Below are 24317 nucleotides of genomic sequence, written 5' to 3'. Positions count from 1 at the left end.
GGTTCTTATTTGGGGACCTCTACTTTATCAATCAGGCGTTGCGTAACCTTTACCGGAGAATATCCTTCCATTTCCGCTTCCGCCGTCAGGATCAGACGATGCTGAAGCACATACGGAGCAACGAACTTAATATCTTCCGGTGTCACGAAGTCACGTCCCTGCAAAAGGGCATACGCCTTGGAGGCTTGCAACATTGCAACTGATGCACGCGGAGAAGCACCAAGATATACAGCTTTGCTGGTACGCGTCTGCTGCACAATCAATGCAATGTATTGGAGCAGCGTACGGTCTACAAATACCTGATTCATGAAGGCACGCAGTGACAGGAGTTCTTCTTTGGTGATGGCAGGCTTGATATCGTCCAGCTTGATTAATGAAGCGTTCGTATGGTGACGTTCCAGAATATCCACTTCTTCTTCCAGCGAAGGATAGTCCATCGTTATTTTCATCAGAAAGCGGTCGAGCTGCGCTTCGGGAAGTTTATAAGTTCCTTCCTGTTCCACAGGGTTTTGTGTGGCAAGGATGGTGTAGAGTTCACCCATCTTATGAGTAGTGCCGTCAATGCTTATCTGACGCTCTTCCATCACCTCGAACAAGGCAGCCTGCGTTTTGGCAGGAGCACGGTTGATCTCGTCCACCAATACGATATCGGCAAAGATCGGTCCCTGATGAAAGTCAAAATCATTGGTTTTCATATTGAACACAGTGGTACCCAATACGTCGCTCGGCATCAGGTCCGGCGTAAACTGGATACGGCTGAAGTCCGCATCGATCAGACGAGCCGTCAATCGGGCAAGCAATGTCTTTGCAACTCCCGGCACGCCTTCTATCAGTACGTGACCATTGGCTAGGATGGCTGCCAGCACTAAGTCCACCGTCTGTTCCTGACCAACAATAACGGAAGCAATCTGATCCTTCAATTCCTGTATCTTCTCGGAAAAGAGAGTTAAATCCACTCGTTGTTCTATATTCTCTTCCATAAATATCTTCTTTAAATATGATTGATTATTTCATTCATTTTATCAATAAATCCCTTCATTTCTTCGCCGGAAAGGACACGTCCTCCATAAATCACCGGTCTGATTTCGCGGATTAACCTGCTGATTTCTTCCACCTCCATTCCCGTCTTCTGAGCGATCCGGTGGAAAGAACGTTCATCGTCCGCCACTTCCTCCACATCTACCTGAATTTCTCTTCTCAGCACTTCCGCAAAGTAGGTGAACTTCTTATGAACCAGATTGGCATGGTCATTCTTCTGATAATAAAGCGTGCCTATCAACTTGGTAAATTCAAGGGATTTGTTTTCCGGTTCCTGTATGACAGGTATTGCCCGTTGCCGCCTCCGTGCTGTAAACACCATAAAGAGCAAGATAGCGAACATCGACAGATAGATCGCCCAGCGAAGCGGCCTTTGCGACAGAAAATAACGCAAAGGAGATCGCTGCGTCTGTGCAGTCTCCTTCATATATCCTTCGGTGCGGACAATAGGCAACTCTCCCATCTGCGACAGGATGCGGAATATGTAAGTCGCATTTTTCTCATCCAGCACTCCATAATTGGTAAAAAGCAAAGGAGTAGAAACCAGAATGATTTCACCCTTTCCCCACGGACGCACCATAGCCACCAACGGATGATAATTGCGGGAAACGGTCGTAGAATCCAGTTCATCCAATGCGTGCCCCATATCGCTTGCCAGATTGATCTCCGCCAGTTTACGTACCGGTAGCGAATCATAACGGCGGAAATAGGACTTGCAGAACTGCGGATAAAAACGGAACACCTGCCGTGAATAAACTTCCGGATCACCGATCCAATAAATACTGTCCCGCTTCAATAACGAAGCGGCATATTTTTTCAAATCGACCGATCTGAAATAAGAATAAGTGCAATCAAACTTCAGCGTATCCTCCAAAATCTTGGTAAAAGAACTGCTTACCAGCATGATCTTATTTCCCCGATCCGCCATTTTGAGCAAGGCTTCTATATCCACCCGTCCGAAAGGTAAATTAGTGGCAATCAGCAGTATTCCTTTATTGTGAACAGTATCTTCCTGTTCCATCTGATAAAAAGTCTTTCGGGACAGTGTATATCCCGAAGGCAGTGAAACAGTCAGCAGACTGTCGAACACAGCGCATCCGAAAGGCTGCTCATCGTAATGGCTAAAGGTAGGCACCCATACAAATTTCTTCGGCAGATGATATTCTATAGCAAACATCAGCAGCAGAAAAGCAAGGACAAAGAAGATAAACCAGCGGCTTCCCCTCATGAGCCCCCTCCTTTCCCTATTTCTTCCTGCAAGGATTTCATGGAATTGAACAGTTCTTCCGTTGCCTCAAAGTTACCGTAACGAACCCTCAGGAAATGATTGGTCAACTGACGGAAAACGGGTATCCGTACTTCATTGATATACTGTGTCGGTGTTTTATAAGGCTGCCAGTCAATGCGTTTCTCGTCGCTAAGCCGTTTCAATGTCTGCAAATAAAGCAGACGCACCGCCTCCCGATAATCGGAACGGGAAAGCGCATCGGCAATCCCTCCCGAAAAATCCACACCGTAAATCGTATCTTCTCCCACTTCATAAGGCAGTTTATTCTTGGGCGAACGCATGAATAACTCCGGACGCTTCTTATAAACAAACCATATAATCAGGAGCAGAATAATAATGGCCAGACATATTAATATAAGTTCAGAATACTCTTCGGCAAAACGGCTGCCGAATATCTTCCGCAACAATTCCCCAAACTGCCTGCGAAACCATTCAAAGATATTGATTTCAGGAGTTATCAGTTCACGATTGTAGTCATACGCCGATTCGGATTGCCATTTGGCAATCTGCACGGTGTCGCAAACCAATGTATCAGCCGGGGATGTCAGCATCTATTCTGAATTATATATGTTTAGAGTTTATCGAAATTATCAATATCGCTCTCTACAGTTACACTATCTACCACTTCGGAAGCGTGACCGTACTGGTAGGCCATTCCGACAAAAGTGAAAATCATGGAAAGATAAGCGCCGAATGCCTGTACAATACCAAGCAGATAAAGGATAAAGCTATATCCTGCCGATACTGTCGTCTCGCTTCCGACATCACTTAATGAGAAGAAATATTTCACCAGCGTAGCGATATACCACGGCATCATAGTCACTCCCTGCAATACATTAGCTATAAATCCCATGATCAGAGATATCAAGAAGACGCCTCCCCAAGTGGCAAAGCCCAGCCGGAATGTCTTTTTGAAAGACTCCATCACTGTAATATCTTCAAACAGGTAGATAGGTGCCCATAATGCAAGCGGCACTACAAAAGCGATAAGAAGCGGAATGGTCAGAAACAAGGTGAACAGTGACAGAAACGCCAGCAGACCTACCACAAGCCCCACGAAAAGCATGACTAAGATGGAGAAAAGGGTCATTACAAGCAGTCTCTTGATATTGCGGAACAATAAAGGCTTCAAAATACCCAACGTGATTCCCTCCAAGCGTTCTTCACGTTCATTATAGGTACGGATCAATGCATAGATCATGGAGGTCAGCAAAATACTGCCTATCATAAATACAATCATATACAGACCGTAATAGGACATAAATCCCAATAAAGATGCAGTATCCGGCACCGTCGCAGTCTTGGACATAGCAGTCATGGCAAACGCTCCTCCCATCAGTCCGTTCAGACTTAATGCCTGAATAAGGCTTACAGGCAAAAGCAGATAAGTCGTAAACTTCAACAGTATTTTCCAATTCTCTTTTATGAAGTCAAAAGAAGCGTTCAACTTATCACCGAAAGAACGTTTCACGTACATTGCAACCTTAGGTTTCTGTGATTCCATGTTTTTTTCTATTTGGTAAATAAATATAGTAAAAGATGATAAATGCAAGGGATGTAAGGATGATGCCGAGCCTCAGCATATCCGGAAGTTCGGTGTGACGGGTGATAAAGCCTTCGATAAATCCCGCCATGATAAACACGGGCACCGTACCGATTACAATCTTCAGCCCTCTTTTCGCTCCTCTGCGAAAAGATTCGAGTCTCGAATAGGTGCCGGGAAACAACCAACTGTTGCCCAAAGCAAGTCCGGCAGCACCGGCTACGATGATCGCCCATATTTCAAGAGTTCCGTGCAGCCAGACGGCAAGTGCCGACTCCCAAAGCAGGTCGTGCTGATAAAAGAACATCTGAAATGAACCGAGCATAATTCCATTCTGAAGAAGTATAAGCCCCGTACCAAAACTGGTCAGTATCCCCGCGGCAAAACACAGGAAGGATACTTTTATATTATTGATTGTAATGCCCAGAAACATCGGAGCTTCGGGAGAGCCATTGTATACTGCCATCGGCTCACCTCTGGCAATATTGTCCAATGTCATATCTACGTATTGGTTGCCCATTATCAAACGCACAAACTCCTGATCATTGGCGGCAGATACTGCCCCGATCAACGCACTGACGGCAAAGATGATAAAAGAGATCAGTAACTCACGCTGCGCATCATGCATGGTCTGCGGCACTTCCCGTGTCCAGAAAGTGATAATGCGTGTCCATTTCTCACGCTTGCTCCGATAGATTTCATTATGCAGGGCTGAAGCGAGATTATTCAAATAAATGGTAATGCGGGAAGTCGGGAAATGGGTCTGTGCAAAAGCCAGGTCGGCAGTCAGTTCCGTATAGGCGTCGGCAAGTTGGTCAGGGGACAGGTTTGCAGCCTGTTCCACCACCTTTTCGGTCCCTTTCCATTTTTCAATGTTCCGACGGATAAACGTAACTTCCTTCATGCTTTTCAGAGATTTCGGATAAGTTTTGTCCGAAACCGGAAGCAAAAGTAAAAGAATTATGATATATTTGCAACTTAAATCTAAAAATGTTTAACCAAGAATGGCAGAATCTACGATTATTATTTAAATATTCAATAAAAAGAGCAACAAAGACTATAAATCAGCCTTTGCTGCTCAAAACAGACCTAAGCCCCAGTTTATTTATTTATGATATTGTAAATCATAGAAAAGTTCCTATCATAACTTCCATTAGATGTATCAAAAGTAATAGAGAGGTCTTTATTTACTAAATAAAAGCCATCGTAATATCCTCCCCAACCCATATTCGTATGGAAATAGAAATCAAAGTTTTTAACCAAATATCTTGTTTGGGGTCTCCAGTATGCAAAACCATCTAAAATAAAAGCATGGCTTCCCCCACGATTAGAGGTTGCAGCTACCCATACCAACTTAGCTAGTTGTAAAGATTGAAATGCAGCATTACCATCCCAACCATTTTTAAGACCACTAGTTGAAAAAAAACGATAGAAAAAGCTAGATGTATCAGAAGAATAAGTACCAGACCCAGTAACATAACCACTTGAATTTCTAACAGGCTGTGTATTAGTTGCTATATAGATATATTTTATCAATTTAGCAACCATTTCTCTAGTTGTTTCAGAGGAAGGAGTTTGCCAAGATGAAGGAGCAATAATTTGTTTTTGTGCTTTCAAGATATTCCAATCAATTTTCAGACCATCAACCGTTAAGTCAGGTTCTAAAGAAGCCATAATCTGTGCTATTGAAATAACAGCACAACCAGCAGGGACAGCCTCGTAAGTAGGTGAGCCTGTATCATAAAGATCACAATTTTCTTTCTGTAGCAAATCATTATATGGTGCGTCTTGATTCCACTCTGTACTACTACAGTACAGACCAGCAAAACCTATCGGATTTCCAACAGGAAATGTTGGTCCAGAACGGGATAGAATCTCATCCTTTACTATAATTATATCTTGAATCTCATCATACCTCACAGCCTTCACGTTTAAAGTTTTTGCTATTTTCGCTAATGTTTTAGCTCTCAGTTTTGATTTTACCTTTTCATAATATTTGGCATCTTCCAACAGACTCAATTCTGATAAATAGAGCATAGACTTAGAATCTACATATTTAACAGAGTCTTTTAAATCTGTTTTAGGCAAATAAGCCATTATCTTTGCAAAACGTTCATCAGCAGGAACATAAGCCACACCTTTCCCCTCATCACTTAAAAATTCAATTTTATAAACAGGAATAGTAGTAAGATTAGTTGAACCGACTCTTGTTTTTAATCCAGAAGAACTAGATACATTATATGTAGAAATAGCCATAATTTTTACATTATTATTTCTAGTCTGTAATCCTGTTGGATTAAAGTCCAAAACAAGTTGCTTAGCCTCTTCTGAAGTAATTATTCCAGGATTATCATAAGCAATGCTAATATACTCATCTGAAGATAATAAAATTTTAGAATCATTCAGATTATCTTGCATACCTAGTTCATTACTACATGAAGTAAATAAAGCAAGGATAACTAACAAAAAATAGTATTTCAATTTCATAAGTTATATAATTTATGGATTTTGCTTTATTGTATATGTGCTCATTGATGAGCCAATATAAGAAAGCCATAAGATTATCTCCCTAATATCACCAGATGTATTTTCGTCTACAATTACTGTCATCACCGAATCCTCCTGTTCTTTTTTTATTGAAAACCAATCTTCTTCAAGCAAAAAAGTATGGGTCATTTTTACATTGAGAGCAATAGAATCCTTATTCACAACAGTCCCAGCAGCATGCAATCTCCATCCTTCCGCAGGAGTCATAATAATAAAAGCAGTATCACCTTTATTATCTAATAATGGAGGCTCTGATATCCTGTGGGGAAAATCATTGATATATATTTCATCATCTTCTGCATCATTACAACTAACAATAGCAAGAAGAAAAATCAGAATAATATACTTCATTCTTTTACAATATAATATCACAGATCATATTAAAGCCTGTGTTTAATTCATAGCCTCCAGCTTCAAAAGATATCGACATATCTTTATTAACTAAATAGAAGCCATCATAAGACCCAGCCCATCCCATATTCGCACGGAAATAAAAATCAAAGTTTTTAACCAAATATCTCGTTTGAGGTCTCCAATAAGCAAATCCATCTATCACAAAAGCATGAGAAGCTTTTTTAGAAGCATCTGAAACGCCAACCCATACCAGTTTAGCTTTCTGTAAAGACAAAAATGCAGCATTACCATCCCAACCATTTATCAAATCTCCTGTTGTAAAATATCTTCTAAGAAAATCCCTAGTTTGAGGTCCAGATGTACCAGAACCTGTTACCCAATTTGTTGTTTTGTCATATTCTGGATGAGTACCAGAAAGGTCATAAATATGTTTAAATAATTTAGCAACCATAGTTCTAACAATCTCAGGTGATCCCTGATTTGGCTTCCAGGGTAGCGGCATTAGTATCTGCGGCTGTGCTTTCAATGCTTCCCAATCTATTTTTATACCATCGATAGTTAAGTTTGGTTCAAGTGAAGCCATAATTTGTGCCATGGCAACAACCGAACAACCCGCAGGAACAGCTTTATATACAGGTTCCTTCCCAACATTTGGTGCACAATATGCTTTCTCTAATAAATCATTATATACAGGTTCTTGATCCCAATTTGTCGCCATACAAAAAAAACCAGCCCACCCAATAGCATTGCCAGCAGGATCTTGAGGGGTTGCACGTGAATCTAGACAATCCTCGACAAGAATCCTATCTTTGATCTCATTAAAATTTACGGCTGCAACATTGAGCTCTTTCGATATTCTTTTTAATGTTTCATCTCTAAATTCCAATTTCATTTTTTCATAATGTTTGGCCTCCTCTAACAAGCTTTGTTCTGACAAACCAAGCATAGCCTTCGCACCAATAATTTTAGCTGTATCCTCAAGATTTACCTTGGGCAAATAAGCCATAACCTTTGCCACACGCTCATCAGCAGAAACATAAGCAAGTCCTTTCCCTGCATCACTGACTATTTCCATTTCATAGACAGGAAGAAGAATTGATTTGTCTGTAACCGATCTTGTTACCGCATTGCTGCCCTTTTCTTCAATATTAAAAGAAGAGCGAAACTTCACAACAATATTTTCATTACCTCTCGTCTGCACTCTGTTAACCCCAAAATCTAATGCAAGTTGCTTTGCCTCATCAGGAGTTATTACTCTTGGATTATCATAAGCAATACTAATGTATTCATCCGGAGATAATACAATTGAGTTAGATTCTATCGGCTTATTATGTAAATCCAAACCTTCTTCATCATTACATGAAGCTAATAACGACAATACGAAAAACAAAAAATAATACTTTAATTTCATAATAAATATTTTTAAGTTTCAATTGAATATGTAATCTGTACAATAATAAATCAATGTTATCTTTTTCTTATATCAGGTATAACACTTAATTGCGTATCCCAATAGGTATTACCACCAGTCTCAAATGAAATGCTTCCATCATTGTTTACCAAATAATAACCATCAGAATTACCTGTCTTTCCAAAATTACAATGAAAATATGCATTACTGCTAGAAGATTCGTTCTTTGTCATTGCATAACCATCCACTATAAAAGCACTTCCATTACATTCTACCAAAACAGGACATATTTTAATAACAGAATTTTTAACTGTTTCTATACTCCATTTTTGAATATTACCACAATTGGTTATTCCACTTCCTGAATTTAGATATTTATACACATTAGATAATGGAGTTGATATTGCAGTAATGCAAGACACTAATTTAGATTCTGAGTCCGGCCATACATCAGTATAGGCAGTTCCCCAAACTGGAGAAGAAGATGTACTATCATATACATATTTAAATAAAGATGCAACCATATTCCATTTCTCATAAGGATCATCATAACTAATACTTTTACTTTCTTTTAAATAACTCCAGTCCATTGATATCCCTTCACAAGTTAATTCAGGCTCTAAGGAGGCCATAATTTGGGCTATTGCAGTGTTGGTAAGTCCTACTGGGCGTCTTTCCCATGTACATATTTTACGAGAAATATCCATAGGTATTTCAACCCAAGTATTTACAAACTTCCAACTATATGGTTCTTTCTGTCCCCATTCTGTAGTACAGAAAGGTTCAATCATCATCCAAACCTGGCCATCTAAATCAGTAATAGGCCTAGAGCGTGTAATTGCCTCACTATTATTGGCTATTTCGTCTAATAATGCATTCTTCGACATTTGAATCATAGCGTTTGCTCCTATCTGCGTTGCAAAAATGGAGTCATTATAGGAAGGTATATACGCCAATACCTTTGGGAATCTTCTATCACCAGATACAATAGCTTTCCCTTGTTCATATCTATTCCTTATTTCAACTTCATAAACTAAAGCTTTTACATCATTAGGCAACGAACGGGTAATTTCTGAATTTCGAGACGATATTAAATATTTCTCACTAATAGCAAAAATTGGATTTTCTGTTATTTCGCCTCTCGTATCTGTCTTAGATTTGATAGACTTTTGAAAGGATTCTACAATAGAAATAACTTCATTTTCAGATAACGCATTAGGATCTACTTGTTTAATTGCATTCCGTTCTGCATCTATTATATTCTCGTTACTACACGAGGCGATAATAATAAGCACGACTAACAAATAAAATTGTATAAATATTTTTCTCATAATATTATAGTTAATTAAAGTTCAAAATCCCCCGATAAATCATAATCTTTAGACAAAAGCTCTAAGCGGTAAGCAGTTCCTTCCACCAAATTCAGGTCTAAAGTAATCAGACTTACAGGATTTATGAAAGTATTTAGATACACTGTCTCATTAGTATCCAAATTAATTACGGAAACTGTCACACTAGGTACTTTTGAAAAAAAGTCGAGGCACAATACATTGTTATTTATAGATGCTTCAACTGGGTAGATAGCTGGTATTCGAGTCGTTTCACCTGGTTTACTACCCTTTCCTTTTAAAATTATTTTTCTAGAAGAACAACTCAATTCCATATTGCAACCTCTTATATTACAATTTGGAGAATTTCCTAGTATTAGATCCGAAAAGAAAATACCTAGGAATAATAAAAATAGTAGTTTTTTCATATACTGTTCATATTTGATGTTTAACGCTGTAAATATGAGCAGTAAGCTTAAGAAAAGTATTATACCATTATGTTAACGAATGCAAAGAATGCGTTGTATTGCATAAAACTCAAATAATAATACACAAAGCTTAGACTTTGCGTAATATATCAACCAATTTTACTTTCTTATCTTTATTTAAACCCATCTTTTCCAATACAGACCAACTTCTTTTATATACAGCAGCAGAAGTGCATCCCCAAAGATAGGCAATATCGGCATATTTAAAATCCAACCTAACTAAGCAACAAAAACGAATATCTTCCTCCAATAAATACTCATATTCAGTGCTTAATCTTTCTACAAATCCCAAAGATGCCATATCTATTTCATGCAATAAAATTACCCATTCATCATTAGTAATCTTCTTCATTCCATCAGGGTTAAGTTTATTATACTCACACAATGCTATCAACATTTGATAAATAGGAGAAGACATTAATATAAATTTCAGATTCAGATTTCTCAATCGCCTTACTTCCTCATCTCTTTCTACAAGCCGGCGTTCTAAATCTTCTTGCATTGAATGGTATTGTTCTAATAGTTCATTAAGACAACTATCTAATTGCACTTTGGAGTTAACATCCGACTCTAAACATTCACAATGTTGCTGTATTTCTTTTATTTCTAGTTTTTTTTCCTCCAACTCTTTCTTGATAGCCTCTATACTTTTATACAACAATTGACGTTTGTCAACCAATCGTGCTATTTCTTTCTTCCTTTTTCTACGCCTCTGCAAAAAGAAATAAATCGTAATAATAAACAATAGGACAAATAACAATAGACAAAAACGATACCGGGTCAAAAAGGATTCATAGCGTTCCGTTGATTGACGATATAACACATCCTTTAAAGAAGAAACTACCTCAACCGGTTGCTCTACTAATTTCATGGAATCCTTATATATAGTATATAAAGTTTCGTACTCCAATGCTTCATTTTGTTTTCCCAACCTCATCGCCATTTCCGATAGTTTCATGTATGCATTTGTTTTTGCATAATAATTATCAGAAGGTATGCCTCTATTCAAATAAACAAAGGCTGAATCATATTGTTCCAATTGCAAATAAGCACTCCCGATAACTAGATAGTAACCATATCTCTCAGAGCTGTCTAATACCAACCGCATACCTTTATTTGCATACAATATAGCTTCGCGTGATTTCCCTTGATATTCCAGAAGATAACTAAGAGAACTAAACACAAGCTCCTCAGTATGTTGTTTATCTGTATCTTTCACTAGCTTTAGAGCCCGTTTTAAATATTTTTCCGCATCTGTATAATATTCTTCTCCTCGCTCCATGCAAATATCTGCACAATGTACTAGCACTACGGCTAAACGCAATGAATCATGATGTGCTTCAGCCAATTCAACAGCCTGTCTATAAAGAGAATCAGCCTCCTCTTGCAACCCATGCCGCCAGAATAATAAACCCAAATTACTTTTCAATAGAATATTTAAATCATAATTTTCCGCTTTCTCAGCCAAAGGCATTGCCACCAAAAATTCACGTACAGTTCCTTCAATATCACCTCTGTCTTGACAAACTCGTCCAAGATAATAATGAGCTTTTGCCCTTAGGGTAATATCATCGGAAGTGTCATAATAATCTACAGCGACACGAATTAGCGAATCATCCGTGTGAGTAACATAGTTCTGATCTTTGGCTTGTGTTAACAATAGGGCATAACTAGCTCTAGACTGTATAGAAGACAACTCAGCAAGATTCATACGTTCCAATAAACTCAATGCACTATCTGCACATCCAACTTCTATCAAAGAATCTGCACGCAATAAAGAAGGAATTACCCTATCTGTGGGAGAAAGGCAAGATGTTAAAAACAGGAAGATGATTCCATAGACATAGTTTACATTCATCACTTTTAATAGATTTCGAATAAGTTTTGTTTGAGAGCAGAAGCAAAAATAAAAGAATTATGATATATTTGCAACTTAAACCTAAAAATGTTTAACCAAGAATGGCAGAATCTACGATTATTACCGGTCAGTTTGTTCGAATCAGCCAAACGCCCGCCAGTATCGGCGAACGATTGCTGGCTTTGGTCATCGATTATTCCCTGATTGTGATTTATCTATATTCTGTGACGACACTCATTGTTAAACTGCATTTATCCTCCGGAGTCGGTACGGTCTTTTTTCTGTGCCTCGTCTATTTGCCTGTACTTTTTTACTCGTTCCTCTGCGAAATGTTCAATCACGGGCAGAGTTTCGGAAAACGTCTGATGAATATACGCGTCGTAAAATCAGACGGTTCTACTCCCAGCATCAGTGCTTATCTGCTGCGCTGGCTTCTCTTCATCATTGATGGTCCCGGTACAGGAGGTTTAGGGCTTTTAGTCGTTCTGCTGACTAAAAACAGTCAGAGACTGGGTGATTTAGCAGCCGGAACGATGGTGATCAAAGAGAAGAATTATCGCAAGATACACGTCAGCCTCGATGAATTTGACTATCTGACAAAGAATTATCATCCGACGTATCCACAATCTGCCGATTTATCATTGGAACAGGTGAACGTAATCACCCGAACGCTGGAGTCCGGTGAAAAGGATCGGGTAAGGCGCGTTACGTTACTCGCCAAAAAGGTGCAGGAAATCTTATCTGTTACTCCACGAGAGAATAATCAGGAGAAGTTCCTCCAAACGGTACTTCGGGATTATCAGTATTATGCATTGGAGGAAATCTAAAATAAGAACTTACACAACACGTATATACACTACCGTCTTCCCAATCCCATATTTCTGAATAACTCCCTTTTCAATGAAAAGATTCAATTGCCGTATAGCCTGTGTTTTATTCATTCCGGTGATAGCACAATAATCTGCCCGATTGATACAAGGATGTTTCTCCAAAAAGTCCTGCAATCTTTTCAGACATTCTTCTTCTGATATGTTCATATTGGAACGCGTAGGGGAAGATATTCGTTCTAAATCCATTTTAGAGTTCAGTTCTCTCTTATATGTTTGCTTTACCTTTAGTTTGATATTTTTCAGATGGACAGATGGAGAGCGCACTTCTTTTCTGTCAGTGATTTCTTTCTCCAAAGAGAGGGTCAGAGAAAAATGCCCCAAATCTCCAAACTCCACAATATATCCTCTGGACAGCAGCGTCTGCAACTCATCAGTGATAGCTTCCACTGCTCCAACTAATTGCGCATGAGGAATATGGTGCATCATGGATACCCGCTCCACAAACTCTTTGGTTGTATATGTTCCGCTTGGCACTACTCGTGCATGCAGTAACTTCTGTTCTTCGGTACCCTCTTTATCCGGATTCTCATAAAGGTCGTAATAAATGCTCATAAGAATAATTTTATGTTTGGCTGTTAATAACTTATCTGTTACTATTTAAGCAATTAGTCGTTTGCTTGGTTATTTTCTTTCGTTGCACTTAGGTGCAACGAAAGAGTCACCTACGTGCAACAATTGAAGCACCAAGGTGCTTCAATTATCAGACCTTAGTGATACGCAATAAAACAACGAACAAAGATACTAAAAATCTGAAAGCCCCGAAACTATTTCCCACATGGGTATTTAATAAAATAAGTAGATAGCAGGTACAGTGTATTCTGAGGAAGTGCTGCCAATTTACTTGGCAGGAAATACCGGAAAGCGAAAACATAAGGATGGAAAAAGAAATAGCCTGAAAGACGCGAATCTTTCAGGCTATATTCCTTTCATTTATCTACAGTGGTGACTAGCGACAATTAGTCCACCTGCCCCAGAGAGTTTCCATATTCCATTTCTCCCTGAACCACAAAAAGGATTTCTTCGGGATCATATTCTCCCATTTCGTCCTTCTTGGCTTCTTTCACGATGTAAGCTACGACCTCTTCCAAGTCAATGTTTACGTAGCCGTCGTTATCGGGCTGAGCGTCGAGAATGCCACTTTCTGAATAGTACTCGTCTATCAGATCGAGAAAATAGTACAATTCATCGTCCTCGAACTTCTCTTTCAGTTCCTGAGGCAGATAGTTCTTGATAAACTCGACGGTCTTTTCGTCATCGGCATCTTCTAATAAAAAATCATCTTCCAGTCCCATGGTTGTAAGTATTAAGTAATAAGTATTAAATATTAGACAAAGTCTAGAGAAGGTTCTTCACTTTTTCCACGAATACCGGTTTGGCGACTGCGCCTACCTGCTTGTCTACAATCTCACCATTCTTGAAGAACAAAACAGTAGGAATGTTGCGGATACCGTATTCGGCAGCCACATCGCTGTTATCATCCACATCGCATTTACCGATGATGACTTGTCCTTCAAACTCCGCGGCCAATTCTTCAATAATAGGAGCCACCATTTTACAAGGGCCACACCAGGGAGCCCAAAAATCCACCACAACAGGCTTTCCTTCTGCAAGGATTTCCTTATAGTTGCTGTCTGTAATTTCTAAAGCCATTTCTTTTTAAGTATTAAGTATTAATTATTATGTATTACTTCGTTTGTAGATTTGCGCTACAAAGATAATCAATTTATACGGAATCCAAGTTCGGGGCGCTCCTTTAAATATGTTATTAAATCTCTGCCTACCGAAAGCTTGACCGGACGGGAAATCAGATCGACCGACATACGGCTGTCCGTATCGTCCGTCACTTTGAAGTAGAGTTCCGTATTGCCGGGATGTTCTTTGGTCAAAGTGGCCAGTTCGGTAACCAATCCCGAATTTAACACCGACAGAGGAATAATAATGGTGATCTTCTGCACCAATTCTTCTTTCACGTCGGGCAGAAGTTCCATCGAAGTGATCTTGACTTCCAGCTCGTCCTGCCGCCATTGCTTGGCCTGACAACGGGCTTTGATATACAGGAACGTCCCTTCATTCAGATAGCCCTGATAAGTCACCCAGTCATTTCCCCAGAAAGGTATTTCCGTAGAGCCCGAATAGTCTTCGATCTTGGCAATGCCATACGGATTGCCATTCTTGCTGACTCCACGACGGACACTGGTCACAATACCCCCCATTGTAATCTCCCGGCCTGCCAGAGCCGCCTTATCTTCCAAATCTGCCATACGGGTATTGCAGACATGATCCAGCACAATCGCGAACTCATCCAGCGGATGGGCGGAAAGGTAGATTCCTACCAGGTCGCGTTCCTTGTTCAGACGTTCGAGGTCGCCCCAGCGCTCTACTCCCTGAGGAATTTCGGGAGTGGCGATATCGACGACATTCGCTCCGCCGAACAATGAATTGATGGCAGCTCTTTTGTCTTCCTGATAGCGGTTACCGTATCGCATTAAAGTTTCGAGGAATACTTCGCCCTTAGAGTTGACGGCAAAGTACTGCTCCCGCTTCAATTCGGGGAAACTGTCGAAACCTCCCGCCAACGCCAGACATTCCATATTCTTTTTATTGCAGGCATTCAGATTGACACGTTGTACGAAGTCAAAGATACCTTTGAATGGTCCGTTGGTATTACGTTCTTCTACAATGCTTTGCACGGCAGCTTCGCCTACGCCTTTCACCGCTCCCAGTCCGAAACGGATATTACCGTCGTGGTTAACCGTAAACTTCAAGTTACTCTCATTCACATCCGGACCGAGCGTCTGGATACCCATTGCCTTGCATTCGTCCATCAGCTTCGTGATATCGGTAATGTTGGACAAACTTCGGCTCATGACAGCCGCCATGTATTCCGACGGGTAGTTCGCTTTCAGATAGGCTGTCTGATAAGCCACCCAAGAGTAGCAAGTAGCGTGCGATTTGTTGAACGCATAAGAGGCAAACTTTTCCCAGTCGGTCCAAATCTTTTCAAGTACTTTCGGGTCATGACCGTTCTTGCGTCCGCCTTCGATAAACTTAGGCTTCATGTGATCCAGCTTATCACGCAGCTTCTTACCCATCGCCTTACGAAGGGCATCGGACTCACCACGGGTAAAGTCCGCCAGCAGACGTGACAAAAGCATCACCTGTTCCTGATAGACCGTAATACCATACGTGTCTTTCAGATATTTTTCCATTACCGGAATGTCATATTCAATCGGTTTACGACCATGCTTACGGTCGATAAAATCCGGAATATAATCCATCGGACCCGGACGATAGAGGGCATTCATGGCGATCAAATCTTCGAAGGTAGAAGGCTGCAATTCGCGCAGGTACTTCTGCATTCCGGCAGATTCAAACTGGAACGTTCCGATGGTACGTCCGTCACTATATAATTTGTAAGTTGCCGGATCGGTAATATCGATCTGGTCTACGTCTATCTCCAGACTACGACTCAGACGGATATTCTCAACCGCCTCCTTAATAATAGACAATGTTTTCAACCCGAGGAAGTCCATCTTGATCAATCCGGTATCCTCGATCACCGAACCTTCATACTGGGTAACGAGCATCTTTTCGCCCGTTTCCTTATCGTCGGCTGTACTTACAGGCACCCAGTCGGTGATGTCGTCACGACAGATAATCGTACCGCAGGCATGCACACCGGTACCACGAACGTTACCTTCAAGCATTTTGGCATACTTAAGAGTGTCTCGCACCAACGGGTCGGACGATGCCTCAGCCGCTTGCAGTTCGGGGACGTATTCGATGGCATTCCGCAGGTTCAGCTTTTTGTCAGGGATTTTATCCGGCACCAGCTTTGCCAGACGGTCGGACTCCGAGAGAGGAAGTTTCTGTACACGGGCAACGTCTTTGATAGCCAGTTTGGTAGCCATCGTACCATATGTGATGATATGCGCTACTTTTTCCTGACCATATTTATTGGTTACCCAGCGAAGCACTTCACCACGACCGTCGTCATCGAAGTCCACATCGATATCGGGCAAGGAGATACGGTCCGGATTCAAGAAACGCTCGAACAGCAAGTCGTATTGGATAGGGTCGATCTTGGTGATACCCAGACAGTAAGCCACTGCCGAACCGGCAGCCGAACCACGTCCGGGCCCTACCGATACGCCCAGTTCCGAGCGTGCGGCATTGATAAAGTCCTGCACTATCAAGAAGTATCCGGGGAAACCCATCGTTTTCATGATGTACAACTCGAAGTTGAGCCGTTCTTTCACTTCTTCCGACAAAGGGTCGCCATATATTCTTTTCGCACCGTCAAATGCTAACTTTGCCAGATAGTCGCCTTCAAGTTTGATACGATACAGTTTCTCATATCCCCCCAGACGTTTGATCTTGGCCTGTCCTTCCTCTTCGCTCAGCACCACATTACCATTTTCGTCCTGTGTAAACTCATCGAACAGGTCTTTCTCCGTATATTTGGCACGATATCCTTCTTCTGTCCCGAAGTCTTCGGGAATAGCGAAGGTAGGCATGATAGGTGCATGGTCAATCGAATAATATTCGACTTTATCGAGAATTTCCAGCGTATTGCTCAGTGCCTCGGGAACATCTGCAAAGAGTTCATTCATCTCTTCACGGGTCTTCATCCATTCCTGTTTGGTATATAGCATACGGCTAGGGTCATCCAAGTCTTTACCCGTACTCAAGCAGATCAAACGGTCGTGTGCCTCGGCATTCTCTTCATCCACAAAGTGAACGTCGTTGGTGCAGATCAGCTTGATATTATACTTCCGAGCATACTCCTGCAAGTATTTGTTCACATTTACCTGTAGCGGATAACATTCATGATTGGCACGGGGTACAGTCGCCTTATGACGCTGCATCTCCAGATAGTAGTCATCACCAAACAGGTTCTTATACCATTGGATCGCTTCTTCGGCTTCGTCAAACTGCCCTGCGGTAATACGCTTCGGCACCTCGCCACCCAAACACGCTGAGCAGACAATCAGACCTTCGTGATACCTCTCCAGCTCACTGCGGTCGGTACGCGGACGCATATAGTACCCGCGCGTCCACGCGTGCGATACTAATTTAATAAGGTTATGATAACCTTTCTCATTCTTGGCAAGTACAATCAAGTGATAACCGCTTTGGTCCGGCTTCCCTTCTTTCAAGTCCATCGTACGGCGGGCGACGTACATCTCACAACCGATAATCGGTTTAAAGAGCTTGTTCTCCGCCTCCACGATCTTCGCCTTGCAGGCAGCTATCTCCGCCTCCTTATCCTCACACTCCACTGTGCCGGCTTCAATCCCTGCAATCCGCTTCTTCAGATCCTTGATTTCCCCTTTCGGACCGCTATTCTTCTTATTGACATAGTTCGTAAATTCCTTGATGCCGAACATATTTCCATGATCGGTCACGGCAATACCCTTCATCCCATTTTTCATGGCTTTATCTACCAGACGGGCGACACTTGCCTGACCATCCAGTAGAGAATATTGCGTATGAACGTGTAAATGAACGAAATCCTGCATAATGATAAGTAGTTAATTTGAAGGCATAAAATTACTACCTCCCGCGTTATAAACAAAAATAATCCTCAAAAAGTTATCAACACTCGCATTTCTCTGCTCATTTACTTGCTGTTTTTTTAAAATAAGTATATTTTTGCACACAATATCATTAAACAGCATTCATGGGCCGACTAAAGAAATTAAAAAAGATACGTATTCACCGCGAAGGAACACATATATTATGGGCTAGCTTTCTGCTACTGCTACTGATTAATGCGGCCCTTTATTGGGGAATAGATTGCAAAATTCCTTTTTATGTGGTTGCAGTAGCCAGTATTGCAGTATATCTGCTGATGGTTAACTTCTTCCGCTGTCCAATCCGGCTTTTCGGAAAGGATACAGAAAAGATAGTCGTCGCTCCTGCTGACGGCAAAATCGTAGTCATTGAAGAAGTGGACGAAAACGAATACTTCCATGACCGCCGGTTGATGATCTCTATCTTCATGAGCATCGTTAACGTACATGCCAACTGGTATCCGGTGGACGGCACCATTAAAAAGGTAGCCCACCACAACGGTAACTTCATGAAAGCATGGTTGCCTAAAGCCAGTACGGAGAATGAACGCTCTACCGTAGTCATAGAAACTCCGGAAGGAGTGGAAGTGCTGACCCGACAAATCGCCGGAGCCGTGGCACGACGCATTGTCACCTACGCAGAAGTAGGAGAAGAATGCTATATCGACGAACACATGGGCTTTATCAAATTCGGTTCCCGTGTGGATGTATATCTGCCCCTCGGCACAGAAGTCTGTGTCAACATGGGACAATTAACGACCGGTAACCAGACGGTTATCGCCAAACTTAAATAATTCGGTCACAATGACAAATGTTATAAAGAACAATATTCCGAATACAGTAACCTGCCTGAACCTTTTCTCCGGTTGTATCGCTTGTGTCATGGCTTTCGAAGCCCGTTATGACCTGGCACTGCTTTTTATTGTTCTGAGTGCAGTCTTCGATTTTTTCGATGGCATGCTGGCTCGTATTCTCAATGCACACTCAATCATCGGAAAAGACTTGGATTCACTTGCAGATGATGTCAGCTTCGGTGTGGCTCCCTCACTGATTGTATTCTCCTTATTTAAAGAGATGTACTATCCGGCAAATATGGAATTTCTTGCTCCTTACCTGCCATACGCAGCCTTTTTGATTTCCGTATTCTCAGCGTTACGACTGGCTAAATTCAATAATGATACCCGGCAGACCAGTTCTTTCGTAGGTCTTCCTGTTCCGGCAAACGCCTTATTCTGGGGATCGTTCGTAGTAGGGGCGCATGACTTCCTCGTTTCCGAGAACTGCCATCCTGTCTACCTTATTTTATTGGTTTGTCTGTTTTCGTGGTTGCTGGTGTCAGAGATACCAATGTTCTCGCTGAAATTCAAGAATCTTTCATGGAATACAAATAAAATCAGTTTCATTTTCTTGATTGTATGTATCCCATTCCTTGTTTTCTTAGGTATCAGCAGCTTCGCAGCGATCATTGTCTGGTATATTTTACTTTCACTTTTTACAAGAAAAAGTAAATAAACAATCTCTTGGCACGTTTGTTGTACTATGAGTTTTATCGAAGTTACAACATAAAATCATAGCCCAATGCATATACTTTTATTCTTACTTCTTTTTCTAGCTGCCATTGTCATATTTGGCCTTTCGATTGTCGGATTTGTATTAAGAGCCATTTTCGGGCTTGGCCGTGGTTCGTCTTCCCGGACGAAGCAGGCAAGGAGTGGACAAAATGGCCAGCAGCAAGGTCGTCCCAGCTATAACCAGAACACGGACAGCCGTGCCGATAACGAAGGGGAAATCTTTGCTGAAAACAGTCCAAGAACCAAACATAAGAAAATATTCACTCAGGATGACGGTGAATATGTGGATTTCGAGGAAGTAAAATAATATAATATAGAAAGTGGTTAGTAACGTGTAGTCAGCAACTTACTAATCACTGTTTCATCTTCTCTTAGAAGCGAAAAAGTCCTTCATCAATGTGGCACATTCATCTGCAAGGATTCCTTTTACAACGACCGTTTTAGGATGCAGCGCCTGAGCCGCATATCGCTGATACCCACGCTTATCATCTTCCGCACCAAAAACCAGTTTGCCGGTCTGAGCCCAAGCAATGGCACCGGCACACATCACACAGGGTTCTACTGTAACATACAACGTACATTCGTTCAGGTACTTTCCGCCAAGTACGTTGGCAGCAGCAGTGATAGCCTGCATTTCGGCATGGGCTGTCACATCATTCAATGTCTCTGTCAGGTTATGGGCACGGGCTATGATCCGTTCTTTGCAGACAACCACTGCTCCCACAGGGACTTCGCCCCGCTCTGCAGCCTTGCCGGCTTCTATCAATGCCTGTTTCATGAAGTAAGTATCGTCCAGCGTCATCATCAGCGTCTCATGTCATGTTCTCCGAAGAGGGTAGGATAATCTTCTTCCATATTTTTATGGATAAACATGAGAATGGTTTCGCGAAGCCAGCGTGACTTATTCGTTATCTTGTATTTTTCCAGATAACGATCGACAATCAACTGCTCGTCTTCGCTCAACAAAATGCTCATCCGCCGTTCCCGTTTGGTATACTCAGCGTGCATTTTCAGGCACTTTTTGCTCCTTTTTCTCATATCTTCTGCAAAATTACTTTTACTTCTGTAAAAACAAAGAATAAAAGCTGTAAATTTGCAAAAAAAGATGGCTGAACACAATGAATTAGGGAAAGCAGGAGAAAATGCCGCAGTAGCCTATCTCGAAGAGCATGGTTATCTTATCCGCCACCGGAACTGGAGAAAAGGTCACTTCGAACTGGACATCGTAGCCGCCAAAGAGAACGAATTGGTGATAGTAGAAGTGAAAACACGCAGTAACACTTTGTTTGCCCAACCGGAAGAAGCCGTCGATTTACCAAAGATTAAACGGACAGTACGTGCTGCCGACGCATATATGAAACTATTTCAGATTGACGTTCCGGTACGTTTCGATATCATCACTGTCATTGGCGAGAACGGAAATTTCAGAATAGACCATATAAAGGAAGCTTTTTATCCTCCTTTATTTTAATAGGAAACAAGTATTTTAACTAAGAGCAAAAACATAAAATCGAAAGACTTATGAATGTAGAAACGATCAGGGAATACTGCTTAAGTAAAAAAGGGGTTACCGAATCATTCCCGTTTGATGATGTATCGCTGGTTATGAAGGTGCTGGACAAAATGTTTGCCCTCATCGACTTGGAAGGAGCCAACTCCATCTCACTGAAATGCGATCCGGAACGTGCCATTGAACTGCGCGAACATTATGCAGGCATTGAAGGAGCCTACCATTTCAACAAAAAATATTGGAATGGCGTTTACTTCGATAGAGATGTAGACGATAAATTAATAAAGGAACTCGTCGATCATTCTTACGAGGAAGTTATCAAGAAATTCACTAAGAAACTGCGTGCTGAATATGATGCCCTCCCCTGATATGTCATTTCCTGTCCCATTGATTCACATCAGTGAGACAAACTCTACAAACAGTTATCTGCAGACTCTTTGTGCCAAGCAACAGGGAGTAGCAGCATTTACGACTGTAGTTGCCGACTTCCAGACATCCGGACGTGGGCAACGTGGCAATTCGTGGGAATCTGAACCCAAAAAGAATCTTCTTTTCAGTTTTGTTCTTTTCCCGGATTTCTTGGAAGCACGCCGGCAGTTCTTGATTTCTCAGATTGTGTCTTTGGCTATTAAAGAGGAACTAGATAGCTATGCTGACGATTTTTCCATCAAATGGCCGAATGATATCTACTGGAAAGACAAAAAAATATGTGGGATGCTGATCGAAAATGATTTGATGGGACGCAATATCAGTCAGAGTATTTCCGGAATCGGGATCAATGTGAATCAGGAAGTATTTCATAGTACTGCTCCAAATCCGGTATCGCTCCGGCAAATCACAGGAAAGCAGTATGACATTTTCGAAATTCTCAAGAATATCATGCTCCGCATTCAATCCGATTATGAATTGCTCCGGAACGGTGACACTGAACTCATAGCCCACCGATATGAAAAAGCTCTTTTCAGAAAAGAAGGGATGCATCGGTATAAAGATGCTGATGGAGAGTTCTTTGCGAGAATTATTTGCGTAGAGCCTGAAGGGAAGCTGATTCTGGAAGATGATGCGCAGAAAAAAAGAGGATATATGTTTAAAGAGGTAGAATATTTATTGATATAACACATACATTCTAAACAATAAAACATTACCTTTGAGTTTGCTATATAAAAAAACACCTTTAATTTTATGAAGAAAATACAGTATGTCAAGTTAGTTGGTCTTCTGACCATTTTATTATTCCTCAACATATCATGTAAAGATGATGACACTCTACTGCGAGGTAGTGGAATTACAGAACAAAGCTGGTCTACTAACCAAACATATTTTGCCTCAGCAGAGCAAACCCTCACTTTTACTTTCACGACCTTGTCTAGCTGGACTGCTCAAAACAGTTCCACTGCATTATTGTCATTGGACAATACAGCAGGTAATTCAGGGGAAAATACCATAAAAGTTACAGTACACAAGTCTTCCCAGGAACAGGGCACCATTACGATTAAAGTAAATGGATATTCATCTGCCAGCAATATCAAAATCCAGTTGAGCGATGATGATGTGCAAGGTTACGAGATTAACTATAGTGTGGATCAATATTTGAGAGAGAAATACTTGTGGAATGATGATTATAAGTTATTAACGCCCAATTTCAGACAAGCTTATGATGAGTTTTTGAGAAACACATTATTAAGTATGACAACTAATACATTAGACAAAAAACGAAATAGTAATGGCACTTATTCATTGTTTTCATTTATCCAGAAGCTAGATCCGGATTTACAAACTTCCCGCAGTGCAAAAGAGAAAAAAACACTAGAGTATAATTATGGATTCGTAAACTTTATAGCCGTTGGAAACCGTAATACTTCAAATTATGGTCTTGTTATACAAGGAGTGCATAAAGGATCATCTGCCGATAAAGAAGGACTAAAACGAGGAATGGAAATAACCGAAATAGACAATCAGAGAATAACAACGGCTAACGTGCAAGCTTGTTACTCTAAATTAATTAAACCATCCTCTCCAACCTCTATAAAAGTAAAAGACAAAGATGGAAAAGTATATACAATAAATTCCGGACCTATTTATGCGAACCCGATAATTCACCACCAAGTAAAAGAAAAGATCGGCTATCTGGTGTATTCAGCTTTTGAATCCGGCTTCGACCAAGAACTATTCGATGTATTCAAAGAGTTTAAAAGTCAGAATATTACAGAGCTAATTTTAGATCTTCGCTACAATGGCGGAGGAGATGTAACATCAGCTAATCTTATGTCTAGTTGCATTGCCGGAGATTTCTGTGTTGATAAAACTTTCGCTTCATATAGATATAATGATGAACGTATGAAAGCCCTTGGCAACCAACGGCCTATTCAGAAATTCGCATATTCTCAATATGATAATTTGAGTACTTCCCTCTCTGCCGGTGGTCTAAAGCTACAAAAAATCTACTGTCTTGTTACTGACGACTCTGCATCTGCAAGTGAATTAGTAATCAATGCACTGAGAGGTATTGATATCGAAGTTATCCTTATTGGCACCACCACACATGGGAAAAATGTAGGAATGGAAGGAGTAGAACTTACTGCAGGAACAGACAAATATTTGCTTTTCCCTATCACTTTCCAAGCATACAATGCCAAAGGTTTTGGAGACTTCGAAAACGGTTTTACACCCGATTACGAGATAAATGAGAACCAGCCTAACGGAGAATATTTTGAAGGATATGGAGACTTTGGAACTGAAAGCGATCCTTTATATGCCAAAGCAATCAGTCTGATTTCAGGAAGTAAAGTTACTACTCCCACAAGGGCAGTTAACCAAGCTAAAGAACAAATGCTAGTGATAGCTACACCAAGATTGAACCGTATAGGAATGATAAAATAAGATTATTATATCCCGTTATTAAATAGAAAGAGGTG

At 40.9% G+C, this 24317-nt stretch carries 25 protein-coding genes; 8 read left to right on the top strand and 17 right to left on the bottom strand.

Annotated features, from left to right (window positions below; all coding sequences use genetic code 11):
* Nucleotides 1-5: 5 nt before the first annotated feature.
* From KTR07_RS13170 to KTR07_RS13120, 11 genes are all read right to left on the bottom strand, one after another.
* Entirely contained in the window at nt 6-980 is a 975-nt protein-coding gene (locus KTR07_RS13170; RefSeq protein ID WP_008763990.1) for a MoxR family ATPase, read from the bottom strand.
* An 11-nt stretch (nt 981-991) separates the two neighbouring features.
* Nucleotides 992-2266 (bottom strand): DUF4350 domain-containing protein, encoded by a 1275-nt coding sequence (locus tag KTR07_RS13165; RefSeq protein WP_008763991.1) that lies wholly within the window; start codon nt 2264-2266, stop codon nt 992-994.
* A complete protein-coding gene (locus KTR07_RS13160; RefSeq protein ID WP_008763992.1) occupies nt 2263-2877 on the bottom strand; it encodes a DUF4129 domain-containing protein in 615 nt (204 codons plus the stop codon). Before KTR07_RS13160 ends, KTR07_RS13165 begins: the two co-directional genes overlap by 4 nt.
* 20 nt (nt 2878-2897) lie before the next feature.
* Nucleotides 2898-3830 (bottom strand): hypothetical protein, encoded by a 933-nt coding sequence (locus KTR07_RS13155; protein WP_008759694.1) that lies wholly within the window; start codon nt 3828-3830, stop codon nt 2898-2900.
* Nucleotides 3811-4773 (bottom strand): stage II sporulation protein M, encoded by a 963-nt coding sequence (locus KTR07_RS13150; RefSeq protein WP_011108173.1) that lies wholly within the window; start codon nt 4771-4773, stop codon nt 3811-3813. Before KTR07_RS13150 ends, KTR07_RS13155 begins: the two co-directional genes overlap by 20 nt.
* Before the next feature lie 197 nt (nt 4774-4970).
* A complete protein-coding gene (locus KTR07_RS13145; RefSeq protein WP_008759692.1) occupies nt 4971-6356 on the bottom strand; it encodes a C10 family peptidase in 1386 nt (461 codons plus the stop codon).
* Between the two features lie 12 nt (nt 6357-6368).
* A complete protein-coding gene (locus tag KTR07_RS13140; protein ID WP_008759691.1) occupies nt 6369-6767 on the bottom strand; it encodes a hypothetical protein in 399 nt (132 codons plus the stop codon).
* A gap of 4 nt (nt 6768-6771) precedes the next feature.
* A complete protein-coding gene (locus tag KTR07_RS13135; RefSeq protein ID WP_008759690.1) occupies nt 6772-8181 on the bottom strand; it encodes a C10 family peptidase in 1410 nt (469 codons plus the stop codon).
* Between the two features lie 56 nt (nt 8182-8237).
* A complete protein-coding gene (locus KTR07_RS13130) occupies nt 8238-9512 on the bottom strand; it encodes a C10 family peptidase (RefSeq protein WP_008759689.1) in 1275 nt (424 codons plus the stop codon).
* A 14-nt stretch (nt 9513-9526) separates the two neighbouring features.
* Nucleotides 9527-9937, bottom strand: a complete 411-nt coding sequence (locus KTR07_RS13125; protein ID WP_008759688.1) for a DUF3244 domain-containing protein — start codon at nt 9935-9937, stop codon at nt 9527-9529.
* Nucleotides 9938-10067: 130 nt separating this feature from the next.
* Complete coding sequence (locus KTR07_RS13120) at nt 10068-11855, bottom strand: tetratricopeptide repeat protein (protein ID WP_008763998.1); 1788 nt, start codon at nt 11853-11855, stop codon at nt 10068-10070.
* A 101-nt stretch (nt 11856-11956) separates the two neighbouring features.
* On the opposite strand from KTR07_RS13120, the gene KTR07_RS13115 reads away from it, so the two are divergent.
* Entirely contained in the window at nt 11957-12682 is a 726-nt protein-coding gene (locus tag KTR07_RS13115) for an RDD family protein (protein ID WP_008759611.1), read from the top strand.
* A 9-nt stretch (nt 12683-12691) separates the two neighbouring features.
* Here the strand turns inward: KTR07_RS13115 and KTR07_RS13110 are convergent, their stop codons facing one another.
* The 4 genes from KTR07_RS13110 to dnaE form a co-directional block, all read right to left on the bottom strand.
* On the bottom strand, nt 12692-13297 hold the full coding sequence (locus tag KTR07_RS13110; RefSeq protein WP_008759610.1) for a DsbA family protein: 606 nt from the start codon (nt 13295-13297) through the stop codon (nt 12692-12694).
* A 404-nt stretch (nt 13298-13701) separates the two neighbouring features.
* On the bottom strand, nt 13702-14037 hold the full coding sequence (locus KTR07_RS13105) for a hypothetical protein (protein ID WP_008759609.1): 336 nt from the start codon (nt 14035-14037) through the stop codon (nt 13702-13704).
* Between the two features lie 43 nt (nt 14038-14080).
* A complete protein-coding gene (gene trxA, locus KTR07_RS13100; protein ID WP_008759608.1) occupies nt 14081-14395 on the bottom strand; it encodes a thioredoxin in 315 nt (104 codons plus the stop codon).
* 68 nt (nt 14396-14463) lie between these two features.
* The gene (dnaE, locus tag KTR07_RS13095) at nt 14464-18267 is read right to left on the bottom strand and encodes a DNA polymerase III subunit alpha (protein WP_008763999.1); all 3804 of its coding nucleotides are present in this window, start codon (nt 18265-18267) and stop codon (nt 14464-14466) included.
* 161 nt (nt 18268-18428) lie between these two features.
* On the opposite strand from dnaE, the gene KTR07_RS13090 reads away from it, so the two are divergent.
* From KTR07_RS13090 to KTR07_RS13080, 3 genes are all read left to right on the top strand, one after another.
* Nucleotides 18429-19115 carry a phosphatidylserine decarboxylase family protein gene (locus tag KTR07_RS13090; protein WP_008759606.1) on the top strand — a complete coding sequence of 229 codons (687 nt, stop codon included), beginning with the start codon at nt 18429-18431 and terminating at the stop codon, nt 19113-19115.
* A 10-nt stretch (nt 19116-19125) separates the two neighbouring features.
* Nucleotides 19126-19833, top strand: coding sequence for a CDP-diacylglycerol--serine O-phosphatidyltransferase (gene pssA, locus KTR07_RS13085; RefSeq protein WP_008759605.1), 708 nt, complete (start codon nt 19126-19128; stop codon nt 19831-19833).
* A 66-nt stretch (nt 19834-19899) separates the two neighbouring features.
* Complete coding sequence (locus tag KTR07_RS13080) at nt 19900-20199, top strand: DUF4834 family protein (RefSeq protein WP_008764000.1); 300 nt, start codon at nt 19900-19902, stop codon at nt 20197-20199.
* A 54-nt stretch (nt 20200-20253) separates the two neighbouring features.
* On the opposite strand, the gene KTR07_RS13075 is transcribed toward KTR07_RS13080, so the two are convergent.
* Nucleotides 20254-20694, bottom strand: a complete 441-nt coding sequence (locus tag KTR07_RS13075; RefSeq protein WP_008759603.1) for a nucleoside deaminase — start codon at nt 20692-20694, stop codon at nt 20254-20256.
* Between the two features lie 2 nt (nt 20695-20696).
* Complete coding sequence (locus KTR07_RS13070; protein WP_008759602.1) at nt 20697-20930, bottom strand: hypothetical protein; 234 nt, start codon at nt 20928-20930, stop codon at nt 20697-20699.
* 67 nt (nt 20931-20997) lie between these two features.
* Here KTR07_RS13070 and KTR07_RS13065 point away from each other — a divergent pair, with 67 nt between their 5' ends.
* From KTR07_RS13065 to KTR07_RS13050, 4 genes are all read left to right on the top strand, one after another.
* The gene (locus tag KTR07_RS13065) at nt 20998-21363 is read left to right on the top strand and encodes a YraN family protein (RefSeq protein ID WP_008764002.1); all 366 of its coding nucleotides are present in this window, start codon (nt 20998-21000) and stop codon (nt 21361-21363) included.
* 50 nt (nt 21364-21413) lie between these two features.
* Nucleotides 21414-21770 (top strand): MmcQ/YjbR family DNA-binding protein, encoded by a 357-nt coding sequence (locus tag KTR07_RS13060; protein WP_008764003.1) that lies wholly within the window; start codon nt 21414-21416, stop codon nt 21768-21770.
* On the top strand, nt 21754-22518 hold the full coding sequence (locus tag KTR07_RS13055; protein ID WP_008764004.1) for a biotin--[acetyl-CoA-carboxylase] ligase: 765 nt from the start codon (nt 21754-21756) through the stop codon (nt 22516-22518). Before KTR07_RS13060 ends, KTR07_RS13055 begins: the two co-directional genes overlap by 17 nt.
* A 66-nt stretch (nt 22519-22584) precedes the next feature.
* A complete protein-coding gene (locus tag KTR07_RS13050; RefSeq protein ID WP_008764005.1) occupies nt 22585-24282 on the top strand; it encodes a S41 family peptidase in 1698 nt (565 codons plus the stop codon).
* Nucleotides 24283-24317 lie beyond the last annotated feature (35 nt).

Origin of the sequence: Bacteroides sp. MSK.20.82, from assembly GCF_019052485.1 — a bacterium.
GTDB classification, from domain to species: Bacteria; Bacteroidota; Bacteroidia; order Bacteroidales; family Bacteroidaceae; genus Bacteroides; species Bacteroides thetaiotaomicron.
The sequence above is the reverse complement of the archived record's forward strand: the minus strand, read 5'-3'. Positions and strand labels throughout refer to the sequence as shown.

What these genes read in the sequence shown, in the direction of transcription:
- KTR07_RS13155 (WP_008759694.1), bottom strand. Translation starts at nt 3,830, where the DNA reads ATGGAATCACAGAAACCTAAGGTTGCAATGTACGTGAAACGTTCTTTC.
- KTR07_RS13080 (WP_008764000.1), top strand. Translation starts at nt 19,900, where the DNA reads ATGCATATACTTTTATTCTTACTTCTTTTTCTAGCTGCCATTGTCATA.
- KTR07_RS13105 (WP_008759609.1), bottom strand. Translation starts at nt 14,037, where the DNA reads ATGGGACTGGAAGATGATTTTTTATTAGAAGATGCCGATGACGAAAAG.
- dnaE (WP_008763999.1), bottom strand. Translation starts at nt 18,267, where the DNA reads ATGCAGGATTTCGTTCATTTACACGTTCATACGCAATATTCTCTACTG.
- KTR07_RS13090 (WP_008759606.1), top strand. Translation starts at nt 18,429, where the DNA reads ATGGGCCGACTAAAGAAATTAAAAAAGATACGTATTCACCGCGAAGGA.
- KTR07_RS13125 (WP_008759688.1), bottom strand. Translation starts at nt 9,937, where the DNA reads ATGAAAAAACTACTATTTTTATTATTCCTAGGTATTTTCTTTTCGGAT.
- KTR07_RS13060 (WP_008764003.1), top strand. Translation starts at nt 21,414, where the DNA reads ATGAATGTAGAAACGATCAGGGAATACTGCTTAAGTAAAAAAGGGGTT.
- pssA (WP_008759605.1), top strand. Translation starts at nt 19,126, where the DNA reads ATGACAAATGTTATAAAGAACAATATTCCGAATACAGTAACCTGCCTG.
- KTR07_RS13130 (WP_008759689.1), bottom strand. Translation starts at nt 9,512, where the DNA reads ATGAGAAAAATATTTATACAATTTTATTTGTTAGTCGTGCTTATTATT.
- KTR07_RS13070 (WP_008759602.1), bottom strand. Translation starts at nt 20,930, where the DNA reads ATGAGAAAAAGGAGCAAAAAGTGCCTGAAAATGCACGCTGAGTATACC.
- KTR07_RS13065 (WP_008764002.1), top strand. Translation starts at nt 20,998, where the DNA reads ATGGCTGAACACAATGAATTAGGGAAAGCAGGAGAAAATGCCGCAGTA.
- KTR07_RS13170 (WP_008763990.1), bottom strand. Translation starts at nt 980, where the DNA reads ATGGAAGAGAATATAGAACAACGAGTGGATTTAACTCTCTTTTCCGAG.
- KTR07_RS13140 (WP_008759691.1), bottom strand. Translation starts at nt 6,767, where the DNA reads ATGAAGTATATTATTCTGATTTTTCTTCTTGCTATTGTTAGTTGTAAT.
- KTR07_RS13165 (WP_008763991.1), bottom strand. Translation starts at nt 2,266, where the DNA reads ATGAGGGGAAGCCGCTGGTTTATCTTCTTTGTCCTTGCTTTTCTGCTG.
- KTR07_RS13115 (WP_008759611.1), top strand. Translation starts at nt 11,957, where the DNA reads ATGGCAGAATCTACGATTATTACCGGTCAGTTTGTTCGAATCAGCCAA.
- KTR07_RS13160 (WP_008763992.1), bottom strand. Translation starts at nt 2,877, where the DNA reads ATGCTGACATCCCCGGCTGATACATTGGTTTGCGACACCGTGCAGATT.
- KTR07_RS13120 (WP_008763998.1), bottom strand. Translation starts at nt 11,855, where the DNA reads ATGAATGTAAACTATGTCTATGGAATCATCTTCCTGTTTTTAACATCT.
- KTR07_RS13145 (WP_008759692.1), bottom strand. Translation starts at nt 6,356, where the DNA reads ATGAAATTGAAATACTATTTTTTGTTAGTTATCCTTGCTTTATTTACT.
- KTR07_RS13135 (WP_008759690.1), bottom strand. Translation starts at nt 8,181, where the DNA reads ATGAAATTAAAGTATTATTTTTTGTTTTTCGTATTGTCGTTATTAGCT.
- KTR07_RS13055 (WP_008764004.1), top strand. Translation starts at nt 21,754, where the DNA reads ATGATGCCCTCCCCTGATATGTCATTTCCTGTCCCATTGATTCACATC.
- trxA (WP_008759608.1), bottom strand. Translation starts at nt 14,395, where the DNA reads ATGGCTTTAGAAATTACAGACAGCAACTATAAGGAAATCCTTGCAGAA.
- KTR07_RS13110 (WP_008759610.1), bottom strand. Translation starts at nt 13,297, where the DNA reads ATGAGCATTTATTACGACCTTTATGAGAATCCGGATAAAGAGGGTACC.
- KTR07_RS13050 (WP_008764005.1), top strand. Translation starts at nt 22,585, where the DNA reads ATGAAGAAAATACAGTATGTCAAGTTAGTTGGTCTTCTGACCATTTTA.
- KTR07_RS13075 (WP_008759603.1), bottom strand. Translation starts at nt 20,694, where the DNA reads ATGACGCTGGACGATACTTACTTCATGAAACAGGCATTGATAGAAGCC.
- KTR07_RS13150 (WP_011108173.1), bottom strand. Translation starts at nt 4,773, where the DNA reads ATGAAGGAAGTTACGTTTATCCGTCGGAACATTGAAAAATGGAAAGGG.